18 protein-coding genes and 1 rRNA gene are annotated in these 21676 nt (G+C 66.7%); 12 read left to right on the forward strand and 7 right to left on the reverse strand.

The genetic code is table 11. The features are described 5' to 3' along the window. From bcsZ to bcsR, 8 genes are read left to right on the forward strand one after another with little or no spacing between them, the layout of a single operon-like run. A complete protein-coding gene (gene bcsZ, locus A3CW_RS0104400; RefSeq protein WP_028202482.1) occupies positions 1 to 1338 on the forward strand; it encodes a cellulose synthase complex periplasmic endoglucanase BcsZ in 1338 nt (445 codons plus the stop codon). Then, a complete protein-coding gene (locus tag A3CW_RS0104405) occupies positions 1320 to 5438 on the forward strand; it encodes a cellulose synthase subunit BcsC-related outer membrane protein (RefSeq protein ID WP_245623530.1) in 4119 nt (1372 codons plus the stop codon). Before bcsZ ends, A3CW_RS0104405 begins: the two co-directional genes overlap by 19 nt. Positions 5439 to 5495: 57 nt before the next feature. Continuing rightward, positions 5496 to 7349 carry a cellulose biosynthesis protein BcsE gene (gene bcsE, locus A3CW_RS50085; protein WP_051481220.1) on the forward strand — a complete coding sequence of 618 codons (1854 nt, stop codon included), beginning with the start codon at positions 5496 to 5498 and terminating at the stop codon, positions 7347 to 7349. A gap of 9 nt (positions 7350 to 7358) precedes the next feature. Beyond that, complete coding sequence (locus tag A3CW_RS0104415) at positions 7359 to 7562, forward strand: hypothetical protein (RefSeq protein WP_028202484.1); 204 nt, start codon at positions 7359 to 7361, stop codon at positions 7560 to 7562. Next, a complete protein-coding gene (bcsQ, locus tag A3CW_RS45210) occupies positions 7559 to 8392 on the forward strand; it encodes a cellulose biosynthesis protein BcsQ (protein ID WP_051481221.1) in 834 nt (277 codons plus the stop codon). The genes A3CW_RS0104415 and bcsQ overlap by 4 nt, the downstream gene beginning before the upstream one ends. Beyond that, positions 8389 to 10983 carry a UDP-forming cellulose synthase catalytic subunit gene (bcsA, locus tag A3CW_RS0104425; RefSeq protein ID WP_028202485.1) on the forward strand — a complete coding sequence of 865 codons (2595 nt, stop codon included), beginning with the start codon at positions 8389 to 8391 and terminating at the stop codon, positions 10981 to 10983. Before bcsQ ends, bcsA begins: the two co-directional genes overlap by 4 nt. 39 nt (positions 10984 to 11022) lie before the next feature. Continuing rightward, positions 11023 to 12609: a cellulose biosynthesis protein BcsG gene (gene bcsG / locus A3CW_RS0104430; RefSeq protein WP_028202486.1), complete on the forward strand. Its 1587-nt coding sequence runs from the start codon at positions 11023 to 11025 to the stop codon at positions 12607 to 12609. Continuing rightward, on the forward strand, positions 12609 to 12818 hold the full coding sequence (gene bcsR / locus A3CW_RS0104435) for a BcsR/BcsP family cellulose biosynthesis protein (RefSeq protein WP_051481222.1): 210 nt from the start codon (positions 12609 to 12611) through the stop codon (positions 12816 to 12818). Before bcsG ends, bcsR begins: the two co-directional genes overlap by 1 nt. Positions 12819 to 12847: 29 nt before the next feature. Here the strand turns inward: bcsR and A3CW_RS0104440 are convergent, their stop codons facing one another. The 3 genes from A3CW_RS0104440 to A3CW_RS0104450 are packed head-to-tail and all read right to left on the reverse strand — an operon-like array spanning position 12848 to position 14840. Further along, the gene (locus tag A3CW_RS0104440) at positions 12848 to 13735 is read right to left on the reverse strand and encodes an SAM-dependent methyltransferase (protein WP_028202488.1); all 888 of its coding nucleotides are present in this window, start codon (positions 13733 to 13735) and stop codon (positions 12848 to 12850) included. Between the two features lie 12 nt (positions 13736 to 13747). Next, a complete protein-coding gene (locus tag A3CW_RS0104445; protein WP_028202489.1) occupies positions 13748 to 13996 on the reverse strand; it encodes a hypothetical protein in 249 nt (82 codons plus the stop codon). Then, positions 13944 to 14840 (reverse strand): hypothetical protein, encoded by an 897-nt coding sequence (locus tag A3CW_RS0104450; RefSeq protein ID WP_028202490.1) that lies wholly within the window; start codon positions 14838 to 14840, stop codon positions 13944 to 13946. Before A3CW_RS0104450 ends, A3CW_RS0104445 begins: the two co-directional genes overlap by 53 nt. A 79-nt stretch (positions 14841 to 14919) precedes the next feature. On the opposite strand from A3CW_RS0104450, the gene A3CW_RS53035 reads away from it, so the two are divergent. From A3CW_RS53035 to rpoD, 4 genes are all read left to right on the forward strand, one after another. After that, positions 14920 to 15261, forward strand: coding sequence for a helix-turn-helix domain-containing protein (locus tag A3CW_RS53035; protein ID WP_028202491.1), 342 nt, complete (start codon positions 14920 to 14922; stop codon positions 15259 to 15261). Between the two features lie 259 nt (positions 15262 to 15520). Beyond that, positions 15521 to 15958, forward strand: a complete 438-nt coding sequence (locus tag A3CW_RS0104460; RefSeq protein ID WP_028202492.1) for a GFA family protein — start codon at positions 15521 to 15523, stop codon at positions 15956 to 15958. 147 nt (positions 15959 to 16105) lie between these two features. After that, positions 16106 to 16696 (forward strand): class I SAM-dependent methyltransferase, encoded by a 591-nt coding sequence (locus A3CW_RS0104465; RefSeq protein ID WP_028202493.1) that lies wholly within the window; start codon positions 16106 to 16108, stop codon positions 16694 to 16696. 412 nt (positions 16697 to 17108) lie between these two features. Next, on the forward strand, positions 17109 to 19091 hold the full coding sequence (gene rpoD / locus A3CW_RS0104470; protein WP_028202494.1) for an RNA polymerase sigma factor RpoD: 1983 nt from the start codon (positions 17109 to 17111) through the stop codon (positions 19089 to 19091). A gap of 93 nt (positions 19092 to 19184) precedes the next feature. On the opposite strand, the gene A3CW_RS0104475 is transcribed toward rpoD, so the two are convergent. The 4 genes from A3CW_RS0104475 to rrf form a co-directional block, all read right to left on the reverse strand. Continuing rightward, a complete protein-coding gene (locus tag A3CW_RS0104475) occupies positions 19185 to 19850 on the reverse strand; it encodes a DUF799 domain-containing protein (protein WP_028202495.1) in 666 nt (221 codons plus the stop codon). Positions 19851 to 19864: 14 nt separating this feature from the next. Beyond that, positions 19865 to 20230: a DUF4810 domain-containing protein gene (locus A3CW_RS0104480; RefSeq protein ID WP_028202496.1), complete on the reverse strand. Its 366-nt coding sequence runs from the start codon at positions 20228 to 20230 to the stop codon at positions 19865 to 19867. Positions 20231 to 20288: 58 nt separating this feature from the next. Further along, positions 20289 to 20966 carry a CsgG/HfaB family protein gene (locus tag A3CW_RS0104485; RefSeq protein WP_028202497.1) on the reverse strand — a complete coding sequence of 226 codons (678 nt, stop codon included), beginning with the start codon at positions 20964 to 20966 and terminating at the stop codon, positions 20289 to 20291. 533 nt (positions 20967 to 21499) lie between these two features. Continuing rightward, positions 21500 to 21613, reverse strand: a 5S ribosomal RNA gene (gene rrf / locus A3CW_RS0104490). Between the last annotated feature and the right edge of the window lie 63 nt (positions 21614 to 21676).

Here is a 21676-nt window from a genome sequence, read left to right on the forward strand (position 1 = left end):
ATGCGCCCGGGCTTGGCTACGCTCGCGCCCGCTCTGGCGCCACGGCTCATGCGCTGGCTCGCGGCGGGCGCGCTCGCCTGCGCGCCGCTCGTGCCGCTTGCACCGCTCGCAACACTGGTGCTGCTGATGCCGGCTGTGCCAGCGCACGCGGCCGCGCCAGCCGCCAATGCCAGCGCAGCAAAATCCGCCAGCCCCGCGGCCTGCGCCTGGCCCGCTTGGAATGCGTTTCGCAGCACGCTGCTGAGCGCCGATGGCCGCGTGATCGACGCGAGCACGCCGCGCCAGGTGACCGTTTCCGAAGGGCAGTCCTACGCGCTCTTCTTCGCGCTGGTCGCGAACGACCGCGCGAGCTTCGACAAGGTCCTCACGTGGACCGAAAACAATCTCGCGCAGGGCGACCTCGCCACCCATCTGCCTGCATGGATCTGGGGGCGGCGCGACATCGGCGATGACGGCAAGCCGGTTGCGGCGTCGGCAGCATCTGGCAGTTCAGGCGCCGCACATGCCGGCGAGCCGCAGTGGGGCGTGATCGACAGCAACCCCGCCAGCGACGCCGACCTCTGGATCGCCTACACGCTGCTCGAAGCCGGACGCCTCTGGAACGAGCGCCGCTACACCGCGCTCGGCACGGTGATGGCCCGCAACATCGTGCGCGAGGAAACCGCCGTGCTGCCAGGTCTTGGCCGCACCGTGTTGCCGGGACCCGTGGGTTTTACGATCGGCAAGGACGGCTGGCGCCTGAACCCGAGCTACGTGCCGCTTCAGGTCATGCGGCGCTTCATGCTCGCGCTGCCGGAGGCGGGCGAATGGAAGGCGCTGCTCGCTTCGTCGGCGAGACTCGTCAACGAGACTGCGCCCAAGGGCTACTCGCCCGACTGGGTGGAATATCACGCGAAAGGCGGCTTCGCCCCCGACGCGCAAACGCACGCCGAAAGCGCGTACAACGCGATCCGCGTGTACCTGTGGGCCGGCATGCTCGCGGGCGACGACCCGCTGCGCGCCAGCACGCTCGCCACCTTCAAGCCGCTCGCGGACTTCGTCGGCGCGCATGGTTTTCCGCCCGAGCGCGTCGACACGACCACGGGCACGCCGGGGCCGAACGAGGGCAACGGCGGCTTTTCCGCCGCGGTTGCGCCGTATCTGGCTGCGCTCGGCCACAGCGATCTCGCGAACGCCCAGGCCGAGCGCAGCCGCACGCTCGCGCAGAAGTCGCCGCCTGGCTACTACAGCAGCGTGCTGATGTTGTTCGGGCTCGGCTACCTCAACGGGCTCTACCATTTCGACGCGCAAGGCCGCGTTGCCCCAGCATGGACGAGCGCATGCCCCACGCCGCGCTGAACGCCCTGGCGTCCGCCCGCCGCGCTGCCCAGGTGCGCAGCGCGCGCCGTGAGGCGCGGCGCGCGGCTGCGCACGCTTTGCGACGCGAGGCGGTTTCACGCATGCCGCAACGCTTGTTGCCGAACAACGCACCGCGTCTCGCACCAAAACTCGCACCGACACTCGCGCCGATCGTCGCGCTGCTCTTCGCGGCCTCGCCGTATCTGGCCTCGGCGCAGGCAGGCCCACAGCCAGCGGCCAACGCCGCCACGCCCGCCGCCCAGGCCGCGCAGCTGCTCTCGGCCGCACGCATGTGGGAAGGCAAGAATCGTCCGGATATCGCACGCGGGCTCGTGCAAAAAGCGCTGCTGTTCGACCCGCAGCAGCCCCAGGCGCTCGCGTTGCTCGGCGAAATCGAGCTGCGCTCGAACCGCCCGGCCGAAGCCGCGAAAATCCTCGCGCAGCTCAAAAAAATCGCGCCCAATGCGAGCGCAACGAAAGAGCTCGACGACGCCTACCGCGTCGCCACGAGCGGCAAGATGGAGATGGCCCAGATCCGCCTGCTCTCGGCCGCCGGCAAGAGCGAGGAAGCTTCGGCGCGCCTGCTCAAGCTGTTTCCGAACGGCGCGCCCGCGGGCGATCTCGCGGGCGACTACTACCGCATCCTGGCCGGCACGACCGCGGGCCGCGCGCAGGCGATCAGCGAATTGCGCACGCGCGTGAAGCAGAATCCGAACGATCCCCGCCTCGCGCTGATCCTCGGCGATCTGCTCACCGACCGTGCCGACACGCGCATGGAAGGCCTCAACCTCATCTATCACGTGTACCAGCGGCAGGACAGCAACCGGGCGTTCGCGCTCGAACTGTGGCGGCGCGCGCTCGCGAGCGCCGGGCACGACGATCCCGCCTATTACGTGTGGTATCTGCGCTATCTGCAGGAAGTGCCCGACGACTCCGACGCGAAGCAGACCGTCGCCGATCTCGGCAAGAAGCTCGGCGCGAAGGGCCAGGCGCAGGCGCAAGCCCTGGCGCAGAACCCATCGGCGGTCATTAGCGCGCCGCCTGGCAGGGCCGCGGGCAACGCGCGAGCGTCCACCCAGGCGCGTGCGCGCCCCCGTCCCGGCCCCGGCGCCGCCGATCGCGCGCGCGGCCTTGCGCAACTCGATCGCGGCGATCTCAAGGACGCCGAAACCTCGCTGCAAAGCGCGCAGCGCGCGAACCCCAACGACGGCGAAACCATCGGCGCGCTCGGCCTCGTGCGGCTGCGCGAAGGCCGCCACGACGAGGCGCGCGAGCTGTTCGCGCGCGCCCTCAAGCTCGACCCGGACAACGCCGGCAAGTGGCGCAGCCTCGAAAAGACGGCCACCATCTGGGGCACCATTGCGAAGGCACGCGAGGCGAATTCGCAGGGCAAGCCGGAAGAAGCCGAAACACTCGCGCGCGCGGCGCTCAAGCTCGATCCGGGCAACACGACCGCCAGCGATATCCTCGGCAACGCGCTCATTGCGCAGAAGAAGTGGCCCGAAGCCGAAGCCGTGCTGCGCCCGCTCGTGAACGCCCCCAAGCCCGACATGGATGCGCTGCGCGGCCTCGTGACGGTGCTGCGCGAGACAGGACGCGAAGGCGAGATCGAGCCGCTCATCGCGGCCACGACGCCGCGCGTGAGCGGCTCGAGCGCCGAGCAAAAGCAGTTGCACGCGGAACTGCTCTCGATCCAGGCGGACCAGCTGCTCGCGGACAATCGCAAGAGCCCCGCCATCGCGAAACTCGAAGAGGCCGTGCGACTCACGCCCGACGACGCCTGGACGCGCTTCACGCTCGCGCGCCAATACCGCGACCTCGGCCTGCCCGCACTAGGCCGCCAGGTGATGGAAGACGGCCTGAAGGTCTCGCAGGCGCCCGACATGCGCTATGCCACAGCGCTCTATCTGAACTCCGTAGACGACGTCGACGCCGCCGCCGCGCAGCTCGACGCCGTACCCGCGGCCGAGCGCAGCGAAGGCATGCGCGAACTGATGGGCAATCTCGCCGCGCAGAAGAAGATCGCCCAGGCCCGCCAGCTCATCGCTCAGGGCAAGGAAGACGAGGCGCGCGCGCTGCTCGATTCCGCGGCCGCCGACGCGAACGCGGCCAACGACCCGCAGATGCTCGCCACGGTCGGGCGCGAGTGGATCGCGACAGGCGAGCCGGACCGGGGCCTCAAGCTCGTGCAGGACTGGCTCGCGGCGCACCCCGACGACCCGGCGGCCAACGGCGCGCGCGTGCGTTACGGCGAGCTGCTGGCGGCGGCCAACCGCGACGACGCGTGGGCGAACTGGATCGACGCCACGCGCGATCAGCCCGGCATCACCGGGGAGCAACTGGCCAGTCTCGACGACCAGGAGCTGCGCCTCGTCGCGCGCGAAACCGACCGTCAGATCGAGGCGGGCGACTTGACGGGCGCCCGCCATACGCTCGACGCCGTGCCCGACCGCCTGAAGACGACCAAACGCTGGCTGCTCGAAGACGTCGATCTGCGCGAAGCGAAGGGCGACTACAAGGGCGCGATGGCTTCGGCGCAGAAGGTGCTCGTGACGCAACCCGACGACGCCGATGCACGCCTCGCCGTTGCGCGTATGCTGGAGCGCATGGGCCGAGACCGGGAGGCCGCCGACATGGTGCGCGCAGTGCTGGCCGACACCGCGGAGAACGACATCGACACGCGCCTTGCCGTGGCGCGGCGCTTCACCGCGCTCGGGCTGAACGACGAGGCTTCCGCCGTGGTCGATCCGTTGCGCGAGCAGTATCCGGACAACCCGGACATTACGATCCAGGCGGGGCGCGTTGCGCAGGCGCGCGGCAATTACAACGAAGCCGCGAGCCTCTATCGGACCTCGCGCACGCAGGAAGTGGCCGAAGGCACGCAGCCCGACGCCGACGGCACGACGTCGGCAGGCCGCGCGCTGCAAAGTCTGGAAGACCGCAAGCAGGGGCAGGTCGCGACCGGCTGGTATCAGTCGAACCTCTCGGGCGACCCCGGCATTTCCGAGCTGCACGCCACCGAAGTCCCGCTATACGTGCGCATTCCTGATGGCTATACGGGCCACTATTTCTTCCACGCCGATACGGTCTATCTGAACGCGGGCACGCTGCCCGGCAACGACCTCGACATCGCGTACAAGTACGGCAAGATCGCCGCGCTCGGCAACGCCGGGCTCGGATCCGTCAACGAGACCGCGACGGGCGTCGCGCTCGCGGCGGGTTACGAGTTCAGCGGTGCGAACAATAGCTGGCGCGCCGACATCGGCAGCACGCCGGTGGGCTTCCCGATCACGAGCGTGCTGGGCGGCATTCAGTATCGCCACGACTTCCAGAGCGGTTCGTCGCTCTCGCTCGACGTCTCGCGCCGTCCTGTGACCGCCAGCCTGGTTTCCTATGCGGGCGGCATCGATCCGGTCACGGGCGAGAAATGGGGCGGCGTGGTGCGCAACGGCTTCACCGTGCGCGGCGCGCAGGACTTCGGGCCCGGCACGATCTTCACGAGCATTGGCTTCGGGCTGCTGACCGGCACCAACGTGGAGACCAACCAGGAGTTCAAGGTTCGCAGCGGCTACGACTGGTCGGTGTTCAAGCGGCCAGACCAGATCGTGTCGAGCGGCCTCACGCTCAATTACTGGAAATACTCGAAGAACGAACACAACTACACGTTCGGTAATGGCGGCTACTACAGTCCGCAAAGCTATTTCTCGGTCAGCATTCCGCTCGACTGGACCGGCCGCTACAAGAAGCTTTCCTGGGAGATCGACGGATCGGTGGGCATGTCGTTCACGAACGAGAACGAGTCGCCGTTCTACCCGACGCGCCCAGGTCTGCAGGCCCAGGCGCTCGCGTTCATGAGCGCCAACGACCTCGGCTCGCCGTTCTTCGGCGGCGGCTCGGGCGGCGGCTTCAGCTATACGGTCGAAGCGGCGGCCGAATATCGCGTGACGCCGCACTTCGTGGTGGGCGGCCGCTTCCGGCTCGACCGCTCGCGCGACTACGCGCCGAACGTAGGCGTGCTTTACCTGCGCTACTTCTTCTCGCCGCAGAAGGGGCCGGTGCCGTTCCCGCCGCGGCCGGTCGTCCCTTATTCGGCCTACTGACATGGCCATTGAACGAGCGCGCATGACGACGATGAAATCCGCGAGACGAGCGACACGATGAACGATCCCGCCACCCTCCCCGCTGCGCCCGCCGGCGCCGGCCGCGATACGCGCCGCTCGCTGTTCTCGCGGCTCGCGCGCCGCGAGCCGCTCGCGATCGACGGCCTGCCGGCCTCGCTCGCTTCGCTCGGCGCGGGCCAGGTGCACGTGGTCTACGCGAGCGCCTCGCCCGCGCGCGACGCACTGTTCTGGCAAACCGCCGCCGCCGCGCTCACGGGTCCCGCCACCGTACTTTCCACGCGCGACGGCGCGAGCCTCGCGGCCACGCTGCGCGATCATGGTGTCGATCTCGACAAGAGCGGTTCGACGCATGCATGGGCAAACGTCTGCGCGCTGCGCCCACTGCCGGAGCGCGACGGCGCGCAAGTGCTGATCGAAGCGCTCGACGCGCTCGCCGCGCAGTGCGCCGCGCCCGAAAGCCAGTTTTTCATCGAAGGCGCGGAGGCGTTCTTCAACTGGCAGGACCCCGCCGCACTCGCAGGCCAGGGCGCGCAGCTCGCGGGCTGGTGCGCGCAGCATCGTTACGGCGTCCTGATGGTGGCAGCGCCCCCCGGCCTCGGCGACGATCAGGAGCATCCCGAACTCGCCGCCTTCCAGGCGCGCTTCGCGGGCGCCGCGCAATTGCACCAGGTGCAGGGACAGTATCACTGGGAAGTCGCATTCTGGCGCGCGGGCGATGCCGTGCACGGCAGCCGGAGCGTACCGCTGCGCTTTTCCGCCGCCGATCACCGGCTCACGGTTTCCGGCGGCACCTTCGAAACCGAGATCGGCGAGGCGGGCCTGCTCGCGCCCGACGAAGGCCGTGTGATCGTTTCGCGCGACGCGATGTTGCACGAGCGCGTACTGCCGCAGGCCTGGCAGATCGTCGATAACAACGAGGCCGCGGTGGCCGCCGCGCGCACCTCGGTCGCGGCCACGGTGATTCTCGATTTCAGCGTGAACCGCGACCTCGAAATGCTCGCGGAGCAGGTTCACACGCTGCGCCTGCAGTGCGGCGAAGCGCTCAAGATCATCGTGCGCGAGGACGCCGTGGCCATGCGCTACGAGTCGCTCATGCTCAACCTCGGCGCAAACCGCGTGATCGCACGGCAGACGCCGCTCGCGCAGGTCGAGGCCATCGTCGACAGTCTGCTGGGCCAGGTGTATTCCCGGCCCATGCCTGCCGATTACCGCGCGGCGCTTGCCGCCGTAGTGCATGGCGAGGAGAGCGGTTACGTGGGCGCGGCGCACTTCGTCGAACTCGTAGGCGCGGCGGTGGAGCGCAGCCGCGTGATCCAGTTGCCGAGCGTGCTGATTCGCCTCGCGCTGATGCCGGAAGTCGCGCATGTGGATGCGCTCAAGGCGTGCCATCTGCGCCGCGCGGGCGACATCGTGACGGCGAGCGGCGACAGCCTCTACGTGTTCTTCTTCGCCTGCCGCATGAGCGACGCCGACGCCGTGTGCCAGCGCGTGTTCCAGCGGCCGCTCGCCGAGCTGTTCCAGGGCGAGGAGCGCTACGGCGACGGCCGCGCGATCACGGAGGCGCTGGCCACGCTCGGCGACGAAATCGACACCACGCCGCCGCCCGACTATTCGGGCTGGCTCGCGATCAACGAGGGGCAGCCCGCCGCGCCCGCGGCCGTCTCCGTGCGGGCCAACGGCCAGACCGTGCCGCCAGCGGCGGCTGCCGCGATCGCACCGGGCACAGCAACGGCTGCGGCAACAGAAACCGCAGCGCCGCAACCCGCGGTGCCAGTCGACATCGCTCCCATAAACGGCGACCTGTTGCCCGCGCTCGACGCCGCCGCGCGCACCGACAACGCGAAACCGCGAGCCGCGCCGCAGCGCGCGCCGCTGCCGCTCAAAGCATAGGAGAGCGACATGAACATCTTCCTCGGTTACTTCGTCTGGGGCTTGATACTCGGCGTGCCGCTCTACTGGATCGGCTGGCGTCTGCGTCTTGGGCGCTTCGTGCCCATGTGGCTGCGCCCCGCGCGCTCGCGCCCGCTCCAGTTGCCGCCGCAGGTCGACGCCCTGCTGATTCGCGGCCAGCGCCGCTTCAGCCAGACGGGGCCGCGCCGATGAAAACCATCGCCATCGTCTCCAGCGTGGGCGGTGCGGGCCGCACCACCCTCACCGCGGCGCTCGCCGGTCTGTTGGCGGCGCGCGAACATGTTGCGCTCGCCGCGGAATGCGACCCGCGCAACGTGCTGGCGCTCCATTTCGGGCTGCGCGAGAGCGCGCGCGAAGGGCTCGTCACGCATCTGGCGGGCGGTCCCGGCGCCGGCGACGCCTGGTCGCGCGCTGCGCTGCAAAGCGACGACGGCGTGCTCGTGCTGCCATGGGGCAGCCTCACTGATGGCAACGCCTCCGACGACCCGCGCGACGACGACGCCAGCGCCCGGCTCGACGCGCGCCCCGGCTGGCTGCGCGAACTGCTCGCCCGCGTGGACCTGCCGGCGCATACGATCGCGCTCGTCGATGCGGGCACGTGGCCGTCGGCGCACGCGCGCCAGGCGATCGACGCCGCCGACCTCGTACTCGGCGTCCTCACACCGTGCGCCACCGCGTGCGCGACGCTGCCGCGCCTGATCGCCGCGCTCGTGCGCGCGCAAAAGCGCAGCGTGTTTGTCGCCAATGCGGTGGTGCCCGCGCGCCAGTTACACATGGACGTCGTTGCGCTGCTGCGCGCGCGCCTCGGCGCCGCGATGCTCCCGTATCTCGTGCATGCGGACACCGGCGTGCCCGCCGCGCTCGCCGCCGGCGAAAACTTCTGCCTGAGCGCACCCAGCTCACAGGCCGCGCACGATCTTCACGGCATCGCCTCGTGGCTCTCGCACTGGAGCACGGGCGCGAGCCTCGACGCACCCGACGAACTGCTCGCGCAACACGTTGCGCGCGGGAGCACGCCATGATCCGCGAGCGCATCGTCGCCCTGTGGACGGCGTTCTGGGCCTCACTGCGCCGCCTGAGCGCGCCCGAGATCAATCTCGCGCCCGATGCGCCGGGCGGCCAGTGGCTGCTGCGCGCCTTCTTCCGGCCGCCGCGCCCAGGCCAGCGCGACGTGCCCGCGCTCGCCTTCGCGCGGATCGGCAAGGACATCGGCCAGCGGCTGAACATGGGCCGCGACCGCAGCGTCGGCGCGTGGCTCCTGCGCATCTTCCTGCGCCCGCGCCGCGCGCGTCAGCGTCTCGCCGCCGATCTGCGCAAGCTTCACAAGGCGCCGCAAGGACACCATCGCTTCGCGCTGCGCGCGTGGCTCGCCAGACGGCTCGAACCCATCTATCGCAGCGCCTCGCGCGCGAGCGCGGCGGTCGGCTCCCGTCTGCCCGACGTGCCGTGGGAAGGCATCGAGCAGCAGCTCGAGAAGCTTTCGGCGGCACTCGACAGCGTGCCCTTCCTGCGCCAGGGCCTCTTGTGGCTCGCATTCGTCGCGGCTGTCGCCGTGTGCACGACGCCGCTGCCGTTCGCCGGCCAGGTGCTGCTGTTCCTGCTCGTGTACGTCGTGGTGATGATCGCGCGCCGCCTGCCGGGGCGCCTCGCCACCATGCTCATGGTGATGCTATCGATCCTCATGACGGGCCGCTACGTCTGGTGGCGCAGCACGCAAACGCTGCATCTGTCGAGCCCCGCCGAGGCCGTCGTCGGCTACATCCTCTATGCGGCCGAGCTCTACACGTGGATCGTGCTGATCTTCGGCTACGTGCAGACCGCCTGGCCGCTGCGCCGCAAGCCGCAGCCGCTGCCCGACGACCCGGCCGACTGGCCGACTGTCGACCTCTACATTCCGACCTACAACGAGCCGCTTTCGGTGGTGCGGCCAACCGTGTTCGCGACAAGCTCGATCGACTGGCCGCGCGACAAGCTGCGCGTCTACATTCTCGACGACGGCGACCGCGACGAATTCCGCGACTTCGCGCGCGAGGCGGGCGTGGGCTACCTGCGCCGCGACGAACACACGCACGCGAAGGCCGGCAACATCAATCATGCGATGCCGCTCACGCAGGGCGAGTACATCGCGATTTTCGACTGCGACCACATTCCCACGCGCTCCTTCCTGCAAACGACCGTGGGCGTCTTTCTCGCCGATAAAAAATGCGCGATGGTGCAGACGCCGCACCACTTCTTCTCGCCCGATCCGTTCGAGCGCAACTTCGACACGTTCCACCGCGTGCCCAACGAAGGCAGCCTGTTCTACGGGCTGATCCAGGACGGCAACGACTTCTGGGACGCCACGTTCTTCTGCGGCTCGTGCGCGGTCATCAAGCGCGCGGCGCTCGAACACATTGGCGGCATCGCGACCGAGACCGTGACCGAAGACGCCCATACCTCGCTGCGGCTGCATCGCCACGGCTATACGTCGGCCTATCTGCGCACCGTGCAGGCGGCGGGTCTCGCCACCGACAGCCTCGCCGACCACATCGGCCAGCGCATTCGCTGGGCGCGCGGCATGACGCAGATCTTCCGCATCGACAATCCGTGGATCGGCAAGGGACTCTCGTTCTTCCAGCGCATGTGCTACAGCAACGCCATGCTGCACTTCTTCTACGGCTTCCCGCGGCTCATCTTCCTCGTGATGCCGGGCGCGTACCTGTATTTCGGACTGCACGTGATCAACACGCCGGCCCCCGTGATCCTCGCCTACGTGGTGCCGTATCTGGTGATTGCCGCGATCGCCAACTCGCGCATCCAGGGGCGCTACCGCCATTCGTTCTGGGCCGAGGCCTACGAGTCGGTGCTCGCGTGGTACATCGTGCTGCCCACCACCATGGCCTTCATCAACCCGAAGCTCGGCAAGTTCAACGTGACCTCGAAGGGCGGTCATATCGAGCACGAGTATCTCGACTGGACGATCTCCAAGCCCTATCTCGTGCTGCTCGCGATCAACGCGTTCTCCGTGCTCGCGGGCATCGGCCGCCTCACGATCTGGCGCACCGAAGAGCCCGCCACCGTGTTCATGAACCTCTTCTGGGCCGCCGTGAATCTCACCGTGCTCGGTCTCGCCCTGGGCGTGGCCAAAGAGGCGAAGCAGGTACGCGTGGCGCACCGCATTCCGCTGCGCGTGCCCGCCATGCTCACGCTGCCCGACGGACGCACGCTCGCCTGCAAGACCGAGAACTATTCGATGGGCGGCCTCGGTCTCATGCTGCCCGCCGACGCCGTAGCGAAGCTCGAGCCCGGCGAGCGCATCAACGTGACGCTCGCGCGCGGCGTGCTGGAGCACGACTTCCCCGCCGTGGTCGCGCGTCTGGCCGACCGGCGCCTCGGCGTGCGCTTCGTCGGCATGACGGTGGAGACGGAGCGCAAGCTCGTGGAATGCACGTTCGGCCGCGCCGATGCCTGGCTCGAGTGGGAGGACGTGCCGCCCTCCGATGCGCCGCTGCACGGCCTCGTTCAGTTGATCGAGCTGAGCTGGCAAGGCTACATGCGCCTCATCGACGCGTTCTTCGACGCTCTGGAAAGCTTCTTCACGCGACGCCGGGCCGGTCAGGTCCGCCAACCCTGATAACCGGAACCGCCGCTACCCCCTGGAACGCGAAACACTATGGGTCTCTGGAATCTCTACTTCCTCGCCAAGCTGTACCTCTACTCGATCGGCACGCTCAAGCCCGAGTGGTGGATGAACTTCGCCTTCGTCATCCTGCTGCTCGTGCCGCTGCACAACCGGTGGCTGCGTATTGCGCGCGATGTGATCGCCGTGATCGTGGGGATCGCCATTGCGTACCACGAGTCGAGCATGCCCGACATCGGCCGGGCGATCTCGCAGATCCCCGTGCTCCTCACCTTCACGCCCTCGTACATGTTCGAGCTCACGCGGCGCGTGATTTCGCTTTCGATGGTCGTGTCGGCGGTGATCGCCGTGCTGCTCTACTACCTCATCAACCGCTGGGTGCGCGTGACGACGCTCGTGCTGATCGCGCTCGTCGCCATGCCGGTCTGGCAGGGGGTGGGCACGTTCGTGGCGAACGCCACCGCCAACGCTTCGCTCGCCAGCAACGGCGACGAGGACGGCGGCACGGGCAAGAAGCGCGACGAGCAGTCGGGCAGCTACGACCAGCAGCTCGCGGCGTTCCGCGCCAACGAGGAAGGCCGGCACGTGAACTTCACGCCGCTCACCACCGATGCGAACGCCCAGTTCGACATCATCGTCGTGCACATCTGCTCGCTCTCGTGGGACGACATGGACGTCGTGAAGATGCGCAACAACCCGCTCTTCTCGCGCTTCGACTACATCTTTCAGAACTTCAGTTCCGCCGCGAGCTATAGCGGGCCCGCCGCGATCCGCGTGCTGCGCGCGAGCTGCGGGCAGGAGCCGCACAAGGCGCTCTACGACCCCGCGCCGCCCGAGTGCCACCTGTTCGTGCAGCTCGCGCAAGCGGGCTACAAGCCGCAGGCGCTGCTCAACCACAACGGCCGCTTCGACAATTTCCGCAGCACGGTGACCAATGAAATCGGCGTGCCGGGCGTGACGATTCCGTCGAACGACGGCCTGCCGGAAGCGATGAAAGAGTTCGACGGCTCGACACTGGTCGGCGACTACGACGTGCTCGCGCGCTGGTACAAGCAGCGCATCGCCGCCGGCGGCGGCCCGGTCGCGCTCTACTACAACACGGTCTCGATGCACGACGGCAACCGCCTGCCGCCTCCGAACACCAAGCTCACGAGCCTGCAGTCGTACCCGATCCGCCTGCAGAATCTGCTCGGCGACGTCGACAAGCTGATCAATCTCGTCGCGCAATCGGGTCGGCGCGCCGTCATCGTGTTCGTGCCCGAGCACGGCGCGGCGCTGCGCGGTGAAGAGAACCAGATTGCCGGCATGCGCGAGATCCCCACGCCGAACATCGTCCACGTGCCGGTGGGCGTGAAGGTGGTGGGTCTGCCGGCCGGCAGCGAGCACACCGGCGGCGTGACGACGATCGACACGCCCACGAGCTATCTCGCGCTCGCGCAGCTGCTTTCGAATCTCGTGGCACACAGCCCGTTCGCCACCGGCGCGCCGCCGCTCGCGCAGTATGCGAACAACCTGCCGCAAACGCGCATGGTCGGCGAAAACGAAGGCACGGTGACGATGACGACGCCCACCGGTTATGTGATCCATACGCCGGACGGCGTGTGGGTGGAGGGCAAGTAATGGCGATACGCTTGTGGGGGGCCGGTCGGCGTTCGCGCAGTGGTCCCGCGCTGCCGGGCGATATCGATGCGCTCGCGCGTCTCGTCGAGGGCGTGGACCGCGAGCGTTATCTCGACGTTCAAGCCGAAGACGCCTGGCAGGCGGCCGCGAAGCGCTGGCCGCTCGTGGCAGCCGTGCTGGAGCTGCCGGTTGCCGGGGAAAAAGGCTGAGTTAGCGCGAACTCGCCTCTGCGGCGCGATCACGATCCGCCGTGCGCCACGCGTTGCGCGAGGACACAGCGCTCGAGCGGCATACAGGTCAGCGAGCGGCCCGTGGGTGCGATGTAGCGCCGTTCGAATGCCTCGGGTTCGGGATGGTCGAGCACGCGCCAGCCGTAGGGCGCGAGAAACGCGGGCAGCGTCTGCGGATCGAGGCCGAAGCGCCAGATCCGCTGCTGCTCCACGAAACGTCGATACATGGCGGGCGCGCCGTAAAGCTCGCGGCCTTCGAGAAAGTCCTGGCGCACGTAGGTCAGCGCGAGCCGGCTGCCCGGCGCGGCCGTCGAAAGAAAATCGAGTGTCGTGCGCACGCTCGCTTCGTCCAGATACTGCGTGACACCTTCCCAGATGAAAAACGTGCGCCGCGTGCGTTCGTAGCCCTGCATGGCGAGCGCCGCCGCGATGGGTTCGTGCTCGAAGTCGATCGGAACGAGCCTGACATGCACAGGCACGTTGCCAAAGCGGGCCGCTACCCGCCGCCGCTTCGCCTCGATGTTCGCGGGCTGGTCCAGCTCCCATGCGGGCAGCGCCGGGCCAGGCTCCCGTCCTGGCCGGAAAGCACGCGTATCGAAGCCCGCGCCCAGGTTGACGAGCGCCTCTACGGGCGCCGACGCGTCCTGCAGTGCCTCGTCGATATAGCGCTTGCGGCACAGCATGCCGCCCCAGAGGCCGGGATATTTCCGCTCGGTCGCCTGCATCATCCAGCGTGCGATACGCGGGCCACAGCAGGCCAGAAACGCTCGCGCCGCAGCCGGCAGAAAAGCGGCGGCAAGCGCATCGTCGACGATGCGCTCCGCGCGCGGCAGCTTTTGCTCGACGGCGACCAGCGTAGTGGGACCCGTGCCGGTGCGCGCCGCTTCGCGGGTCATCGCGCCAGTTCCTCAGTGATCCTGATGATCCATCATCTGACGCGCCTGGACGTCGGTAACCGTATCGAACAACGCCTCGGCACGCGCCAGTTCGTCCAGCGCGTGGTCGAGCCGCGATTGCGCGGCGCCATAGCCAAGCGGCGCTGCCACGTGGTCGTGGGCATCGGCACGCAGGGCGCGAAATGCCCGGTCGACGTTGCGGCTCGCCTCAAAAAAGCGTTGCGCGGCCTCGGCCTCTTGTGAAGGGATGTGAATCGCCATGGAAGAGTTCCATTGTGAGCTGTGTCCAGTCTCCCGCCCGGGAGACGTGGCGCGTTCTTGCGCCGCCAAGCCGTGAAGACGCCGTGTGCTCGGCAGGCGGCACGTCGAAGAGATCGCGCGTGACGCCGCGCGCTTGCTGCGCGCAGGCCTCGCTGCGCACGCGTTTGGTGAGATCTGCGTAGGTGTCGAAGTCGCCCATGCGCGACGCCTCGTGAATGGCCGCGAGGTCGCGCGCCTTGACGAGCGTGGGCTGCGTGAGCCGCACAAAGTACGGCGCCTCCAGCTCCGCCGTGAACACGAGCGGATGGCTTTTGCCGCCCGCCTGGGCGGCGCGCTCAACGCAATCCACCACCACCGTGCCCTGCGAGCGTCCTGGCGGCTTCCCCGTGCTCACGCTGCGCAGCCGCTCCGGAACCACCCGCAGCGAACTGCCGACGCTCAGTTCAGTTGGCGAGACGCACACGAGCGCGTAGTGATGCTCGCGCCCGGCGCCCGAGGGCAGCGTGGCGCTGCTCGTGACGAACACGTGCTGCGGAAGCTGGCGCACCTGGCCGCTCGCATCGACCCACGCATTCCAGACGACCACGGCGGCACGCTTGCCGCGCTTGTCTTGCGTGGCGCGCGGGCGGCTTGCCGCCGGCGAGAACAGGGCGAGAAGCGAACCGGTGCGCAGCGCGGCGACTTGAGCGCTGCTGCCGAGCGACTGGCCGATGCCCCACAGGAAGCGCCCGCCGCCTTGCCGACGCTCCCACTCCTTGCGCAGGATCAGTGTGGGGAGATCAACGCCAGCCTCTGGCCCGATGCGGGACCAGCAAAACGTGGGCGGTAGGTGTTTCAGTGCCATCGACTTCCTCGGAATGCAGCCGCCCGCCGATTTTGACGGGCAATTCAATAACCGTTACTGTATAGGTATAATGCATGACATGGAAGCCCCAGATACTTATTTTCCGGTGCAGGAACTGCTGCGGCGGTTATCGGACGATTCACGCTCTGCCAGCGAAATTGCGCGGCTTTCCGGAGTCAGCCAGCCTACTGTCTCGCGTCTTCGCACGTCGAACGGGCGGCGGGTACGCCGGAGCGCGTCATTCAATAAGCTATGCAGTTTCTATGGCGTGCAGGCGCCGCCGTCCAGTCGTCACGCGGCCGCCTACAACGAATTGCTGCGCAATGCGATCGTCGAGGCGTGGGACGGCTCGGAAGAGCACGGCCGCGCGCTGCTCGTCGTCATCAAGGGATTGAAGGAACTGAGGGAACGGGCCGCGTAGATTCGCCTGGGTGGGCTTAGGCGGCGTGTTGTGCACGAGGGCGCGAAAGGTAACCATCCATGGGAAATTCGCCGCGAATTTCGAGGCTACAGGGCCGCCACGAACCGTGCGGAGGCCATGACCGGCCGGCCAATCCCCATATGTGGCGACCTTTGCGTTTCCCTGTGCCGCGGGTGACTCAAACGTATGATGTGAGGGCACACACGCCAGCCGTCCGTGTGCAATGTTCGATACTTGCCACCAGAGCGCTGCCTCCATCATGTCCGCCGACACTGCCCCCACCCACACGAATGCTCCCGCCACGCTGCGCGGCCAGTGCCTTTGCGGCGCCGTGCGCTACGCGGTAGCCAATGCGTTCCGCTACGCGTTCCATTGCCACTGCTCGCAGTGCCGCCGTGCCACGGGTTCCGCGTTCAAACCGTTCGCGGGCATCGAAAGCGAGGCGCTGCGACTCACCGGGGGCGCAGGGCAGACGCTGGTCTACGGCGATCCGCAGGCCGCCCACGACGTGCATTGCGGCCGCTGCGGCTCACTGCTCTATTCAGTCGTGCGCGAAGGAGCGTATGTGCACGTAACGCTCGGCACGCTGACCGATCCGCCGGACATCCGCCCCGCCGGCCATATCTTCGTGCGCTCGAAAGCGCCGTGGTTCGAGATTGCCGACTCGCTGCCCCAGTACGACGAATTCCCGCCCTGACGCCGCGCGTGTCGTGTGCATCGCGTGACTTTCAGCAGGCGAGCATGGCAGCGGCCATACCGGTATCACTGTGCTACTGCCTGTGGTCGCGTTGATCGGCTAGTCTCGAAGCGTCCTTCCTCTTGTCACAAGAACGGCGAGCCCCATATGGACTCCATGACGATCGAGACGTACACGAGTGGCGCCGCAGGCTACGCAGCCGAATGGGCGAACCAGCCTGCGCCAGACGACCTCTATGCGCGTCTCATGCAGTATTTCCGACCCCAGGGAAGGACGGTGGACATCGGCTGCGGATCGGGGCGCGACGTGGCGTGGCTGAACGCCCATGGTTACCCCACCGCGGGCTACGACGCGTCGGAGGGTCTGATCGCAAAGGCCGCCACTGAACACCCGCAGTACGCCTTCGGTCTGGCCACGTTGCCTGAACTAAAGGGGGTGCCCGCCGCGAGCTTTGACAACGTCCTCTGCGAGACCGTGATCATGCATTTGCCTGTCGCGCAGATCGGCCCGGGCTGCCGCCGCCTCGTCGAACTGCTCGAGCCCGGCGGCGTGCTCTATCTGAGCTGGCGCATAACCGACGGCGACAGCGCGCGCGACCCAGCGGGACGTCTATATAGTGCGTTCGACCCGGCGCTCGTCACCGCCGCACTCGAGGGCATGACCATCGCGCTCGACGAGGAGGCGGTCAACCGGTCCTCCGGCAAACGCGTTCAACGGATTGTCGCGATTCGCGCGTGAGCGCTGCCATGCATGGCGATCGGACAACGGGGAATTAGCGGGGAATAACAGCGCGTCATAGGCCAGGCGAGTGACAAATACGTGAACTTCTCGCTTGAAAAATGGTCTAAGGGACTCATGTAGGAAATATGTAAGGCGGAGCGCTAGCAAACGGTACGACCCTGAAGGCGGACAATGTGCCGCAAACACGACGATTCGGGTTGCCTCGCATGCCGTAACGCACTACCATACGCGGTCTTTCTGCATTGCACGAAAATCCAGGCTGCCACGTCGTCAGACGTTTGGCGCTCGCTTGGCGGGACCGGCATGCGCCCCCGCCCACTCCCCTGCAATTTCGTCATCGCCAGGACGCCACGCCGCTGGCGCGTGACCTTTTTTGCCCTTGTCGGGCTATCCCTTCGAGGAGAATGTATTGACAAGCCATGACCGGGACGACGCGCTGACCTCGTCTGCCCGCCCCGCACGCCGCTCGTCCAAAGACAAGACCGGCGATACGACGCCCATGGACGCAGGCTCGCAACTCGAAAAACGCCAGCATCAAATGCGGGCGCTCATCAAGCTCGGCCGCGAACGCGGTTATCTGACCCACGCGGACATCAACGACCATCTGCCCGACAACTTCGCGCAGACGGCCGCGCTGGAAACGATCGTCGCCACGTTCAACGACATGGGCGTGCAGGTGTACGAACAGGCGCCCGACGCCGACACGCTGCTCCTGAACGAAGATTCCCGCGCCGACCGGCAGGCCGACGACGAAGCCGACGAAGAAGTCGAAGTCGCGCTCTCGACCGTCGACTCCGAATTCGGCCGCACGACCGACCCGGTGCGCATGTACATGCGCGAAATGGGTTCGAGCGAGCTGCTCACGCGCGCCGGCGAAATCGAAGTGGCGAAGCGCATCGAAGACGGCCTCCAGGAAATGATCCAGGCGATCGCGGCATGCCCGTCGATCGTCGCGACCATCCTCGCCGACGCCGACCGCGTCGCGGCTGAAGCGATGCGCATCGACGAACTCGTCGACGGCATCGGCAGCGACGAAGCCGCGCAGGAACCCGCCACGGCGGCCGACGCAGACGCGAGCGAAGAAGTCGAAGTCCAGGCAGCGGAAGAAGAAGAGTCGGACGACTCGAGCGACGACGAAGACAGCGACGCCGACAACAGCAAGGCCAACGAAGCCCTGCTCGCGCAGCTGAAGGCAGACAGCCTCGCGATCTTCGCGCGCGTTCGCACGCTGTTCGAACAGATGGCCTGCACGTCGGACGCCAATGCGCGCGCCTCGGCTGCGGAGATGAAGATCTGCGCCGACATCCAGACGGAACTCGCGCCGATCCGCTTCACGGCTCGCACCATCGACCGCCTGTGCTCGCTGCTGCATGATCAGGTCGCGCAGATTCGCGCGATCGAGCGCAATGTGCTCTCCATCGTCGTCGATCGCTGCGGCATGCCGCGCGAAGCCTTCGTCGAGCAGTTCCCGGGCCACGAAACCGATCTGGACTGGGGCGTGCGCGCCGCAGCCGCGTCGAGCAAGTACGGTCCCTCGATCGAGCGCAGCCTGCCGGCTATCCAGGCAGAGCAGCGCAAGCTCGCCGAGATCGAAGCGGCTGCATCGCTGTCGCTGCAGCAGATCAAGGCGATCAATCGCCGCATGACCGTCGCCGAATCGAAGATGCGTCAGGCGAAGGGCGAGATGGTCAAGGCCAACCTGCGTCTCGTGATCTCGATCGCGAAGAAGTACGTGAACCGCGGCATGCAGTTCCTCGACCTGATCCAGGAAGGCAACATCGGCCTGATGAAGGCGGTGGACAAGTTCGAATATCGCCGCGGCTGGAAGTTCTCGACGTACGCGACGTGGTGGGTGCGTCAGGCCGTGACGCGCGCGCTCGCCGACCAGGCGCGCACGATCCGCGTGCCGGTGCACATGATCGAAACGATCAACAAGCTCAACCGCATTTCGCGCGAGATCCTGCAGCAAACGGGCATGGAAGCGCATCCGGCGGACCTCGCCGCGCGTATGGGCATGACCGAAGAGAAGGTGCGCGGCATCCTCAAGATCGCCAAGCAACCGGTCTCGCTCGAAAGCCCGGTAGGCGACGACGGCGACGCGACACTCGGCGACATGATCGAGGACGCAGGTTCGGCTTCGCCGGCCGATGCCGCGATCCACGCGAACATGCGCGCTGCCATCGACGAGGCGCTCAAGGCGCTCTCGCCGCGCGAAGCGAAGGTGCTGCGCATGCGCTACGGCATCGACACGACCTCGGACCACACGCTCGAGGAAGTGGGCAAGCAGTTCGACGTGACGCGCGAGCGTATCCGCCAGATCGAAAGCAAGGCGATGCGCAAGCTGATGCACCCGAGCCGCGCCGACAAGCTGCGTCCGTTCCTGGAGCGCTAAGCAGTTTTATTGCTGCGCTCTCCGGAGCTGGATTGAAAAAAAGCCCGTCACCTTCCGGTGACGGGCTTTTTCTTTATGCGACGCGAGTGCCGGTCAGTCCGTGCCGTACTTCGGCGAGTGCGGACCGTAGAGCAGGCCCGTCGGCGGGCCCGCGTGCAACAGACGGTAGCTCGTGATACCGGCGATATCGTGGCTCTTGTCGGTGAGCGAATTCGCGATCTGCTTGACCGCCGCCATCACCAGCATGCCAATCAGGCCGCCGCCACTGCTGTTGTTGCCTTCGTTGCTGCTGGCGCTTGCCGCGCCTTGCCACAGCACCTTGCCGGTTTTCAGATCGACGAGTTTCGCCGTCGCCGTCACCACCGTCGCGCTGTCGATCACACGATATTGCGTCCCGAATTGCGTGATCTTCGAGTACACGACCGCGTCGGCGCCGAAGATCTCGCGCAACTTCTCCGGCGGGGTCTGCTGGATGTCGCCCGCCGTCGTCAGTCCATTCTGCTTGAACGTTTCTTCCATGACCGCGACCGGAATCACGTAGTAGCCCGCCTCGGCGAGCGGCATTGTCATCTGGGAGAGCATGCTGTTCGACGCATTCACATCCGTCGTCGCATTGTCGGGCGGCAGTACGAGGATCGAGCGCGGGCGCGCATTCTTGAATGCCGTGTAGTCCGCGTGCTTGACCGGCTGTGCACAGGCGGCCAGCAATGCGAGCGCGGACAGGGCCAGCCAGAGCTTGAGAGTTGAAAATCTGGTCATTTCGGTGCGCTCGCTTATTGTTGTTTCGGTTTCTTCATGAGGAAGTCCATATAGGTCGACGACTCCGGGAAGAGGTGCTTCTCGGCGTCGAATTCCTGCATGGCTTGCGTGTCGTTGCCGACGTTCGCGTAGAGCAAGCCCAGTTGCGCATGGAATCCGGGCGGCGGCATGTTGCCCTTCGCGCGGATCTCCTGCAGCGACTTCTCGAGCACATCGATCTGTTGCTGCGGCGCCTTCTCTCCCTTCAGGTAGTCGTAGACCTCAGGCTGATAGCCGCTCCACTGGTAGAGCGGCGGCGTGGTGTTCGCGCAGCCTGCGAGCAGCAGCGTTGCCGCCGTGATGGGCAGGCAGAGTCCCCGAAGCGTGCCGATGTATTTCATGAAAACCCCGTATGAGTAGTTGTTCTGATCTAGCGTGAAGCGCGGACGACGTGGGCGGTCAGTGAGCGGTGCGCAGCGCGCCCGCGTCGACCTGGTCGGCCAGATGGTTGACCGCTTCCTGGATCGCGAGCTCGAGCACCTTGCCATTGAGCGTCGAGTCGTAGCTCGCGGTGCCGCCAAAGCCAACGATCTCGCGGTTCGAAAGGCTGTACTCGCCCGCGCCCTGCGCCGACGCGACGACTTCCGAAGTCGTGGTATCGACAACGTTGATGCTCACCTTCGCGTAAGCGATCTGGTTTTTACCGCTGCCGAGAATGCCGAACAGTTGGTGATCGCCGACTTCCTTGCGACCGAACTCAGTGACGTCGCCGGTAATGACATAGTTGGCGCCCTTGATCGCCTGGGCTTTCTTGGTGAAGCCCGCTTCCTGGCGGATCTCGTCGAGGTTGTCGCGATCGAGCACGCTGAAGCGGCCGCTTTGCTGCATCGACGTGATCAGGATGGTCTTTGCCTGGCCGCCGAGGCGGTCGATGCCGTCGGAGAAGATGCCGCGCATGTAGCTCGAGCGATTGTCGAACTTGCCGACTGCGATCTGTACCGGCTTGCCGACGGCAGGGCGCTGCGCGCTGGCGACTGGCGGCACCGGCAGCGAGCGCGACGACTCCGTCGCGCATCCGCCAAGGGCCACGATGGCGACGGCGGCAAGGACCGCACCGCACGTTTTGGACGATTTCATGAATTCTCCTTGTTGTCAGGACAGAAACGGCTGGACAAGGGGAGATTGGCGAGATGCGGTACCAGACGGCGGCGGCGGCGTGCACGCGGAGCACGCAGGGCGTCCTCGCAAGCGTCGTTGCGGCGGAGATAGAGGGCGCAGTGCGTCGCTGCGCGCGCAGTCATTCCAGCGGTCGTGCATGTTTCTCGCTTCCCGCACGCGAGCGCATGCGTGGAAGCTCCCCGGTTCTTATTGGTGTAGCGTGTGGTCTTTAGTTGGTAGTTAATGACTACACACGCATGTATCGGCCGGGTTAGGGAGAAACTTTAGGAAAGCTGCAATTTAATGCGAATTGGATTTTTATTTGCGCGATTTCTGAGGCGTATTGACGCACGCATGAAATGCTATTCAAAGCGGTTTGGAGATTTTCGCTTTGGCTATCGACCGCGAATAAATCAGGTCGCTGGGAATGATCGTTTTTTCTTGCGCCCAAAACGCCAGAACCCCGGTGCTCTCTGGGAGACACCGGGGTTCTGGACGTTACAGCATAAGGAGCCTGACGATTACCTACTTTCACACGGGCAATCCGCACTATCATCGGCGTGGAGCTGTTTCACGGTCCTGTTCGGGATGGGAAGGGGTGGGACCAGCTCGCTATGGTCATCAGGCTTGACGGGTTGCTGCGTCGCGGTGTTATCGCGCCACAGCCAATCGGGAAGAAGCGTAAAGAG

This window comes from Paraburkholderia nodosa DSM 21604, assembly GCF_000519185.1.
GTDB lineage: Bacteria > Pseudomonadota > Gammaproteobacteria > Burkholderiales > Burkholderiaceae > Paraburkholderia > Paraburkholderia nodosa.

Coding starts and splice junctions, on each gene's coding strand:
- bcsZ (WP_028202482.1), top strand. CDS start 1: ATGCGCCCGGGCTTGGCTACGCTCGCGCCCGCTCTGGCGCCACGGCTC.
- A3CW_RS0104405 (WP_245623530.1), top strand. CDS start 1,320: ATGCCCCACGCCGCGCTGAACGCCCTGGCGTCCGCCCGCCGCGCTGCC.
- bcsE (WP_051481220.1), top strand. CDS start 5,496: ATGAACGATCCCGCCACCCTCCCCGCTGCGCCCGCCGGCGCCGGCCGC.
- A3CW_RS0104415 (WP_028202484.1), top strand. CDS start 7,359: ATGAACATCTTCCTCGGTTACTTCGTCTGGGGCTTGATACTCGGCGTG.
- bcsQ (WP_051481221.1), top strand. CDS start 7,559: ATGAAAACCATCGCCATCGTCTCCAGCGTGGGCGGTGCGGGCCGCACC.
- bcsA (WP_028202485.1), top strand. CDS start 8,389: ATGATCCGCGAGCGCATCGTCGCCCTGTGGACGGCGTTCTGGGCCTCA.
- bcsG (WP_028202486.1), top strand. CDS start 11,023: ATGGGTCTCTGGAATCTCTACTTCCTCGCCAAGCTGTACCTCTACTCG.
- bcsR (WP_051481222.1), top strand. CDS start 12,609: ATGGCGATACGCTTGTGGGGGGCCGGTCGGCGTTCGCGCAGTGGTCCC.
- A3CW_RS0104440 (WP_028202488.1), bottom strand. CDS start 13,735: ATGACCCGCGAAGCGGCGCGCACCGGCACGGGTCCCACTACGCTGGTC.
- A3CW_RS0104445 (WP_028202489.1), bottom strand. CDS start 13,996: ATGGCGATTCACATCCCTTCACAAGAGGCCGAGGCCGCGCAACGCTTT.
- A3CW_RS0104450 (WP_028202490.1), bottom strand. CDS start 14,840: ATGGCACTGAAACACCTACCGCCCACGTTTTGCTGGTCCCGCATCGGG.
- A3CW_RS53035 (WP_028202491.1), top strand. CDS start 14,920: ATGGAAGCCCCAGATACTTATTTTCCGGTGCAGGAACTGCTGCGGCGG.
- A3CW_RS0104460 (WP_028202492.1), top strand. CDS start 15,521: ATGTCCGCCGACACTGCCCCCACCCACACGAATGCTCCCGCCACGCTG.
- A3CW_RS0104465 (WP_028202493.1), top strand. CDS start 16,106: ATGGACTCCATGACGATCGAGACGTACACGAGTGGCGCCGCAGGCTAC.
- A3CW_RS0104475 (WP_028202495.1), bottom strand. CDS start 19,850: ATGACCAGATTTTCAACTCTCAAGCTCTGGCTGGCCCTGTCCGCGCTC.
- A3CW_RS0104480 (WP_028202496.1), bottom strand. CDS start 20,230: ATGAAATACATCGGCACGCTTCGGGGACTCTGCCTGCCCATCACGGCG.
- A3CW_RS0104485 (WP_028202497.1), bottom strand. CDS start 20,966: ATGAAATCGTCCAAAACGTGCGGTGCGGTCCTTGCCGCCGTCGCCATC.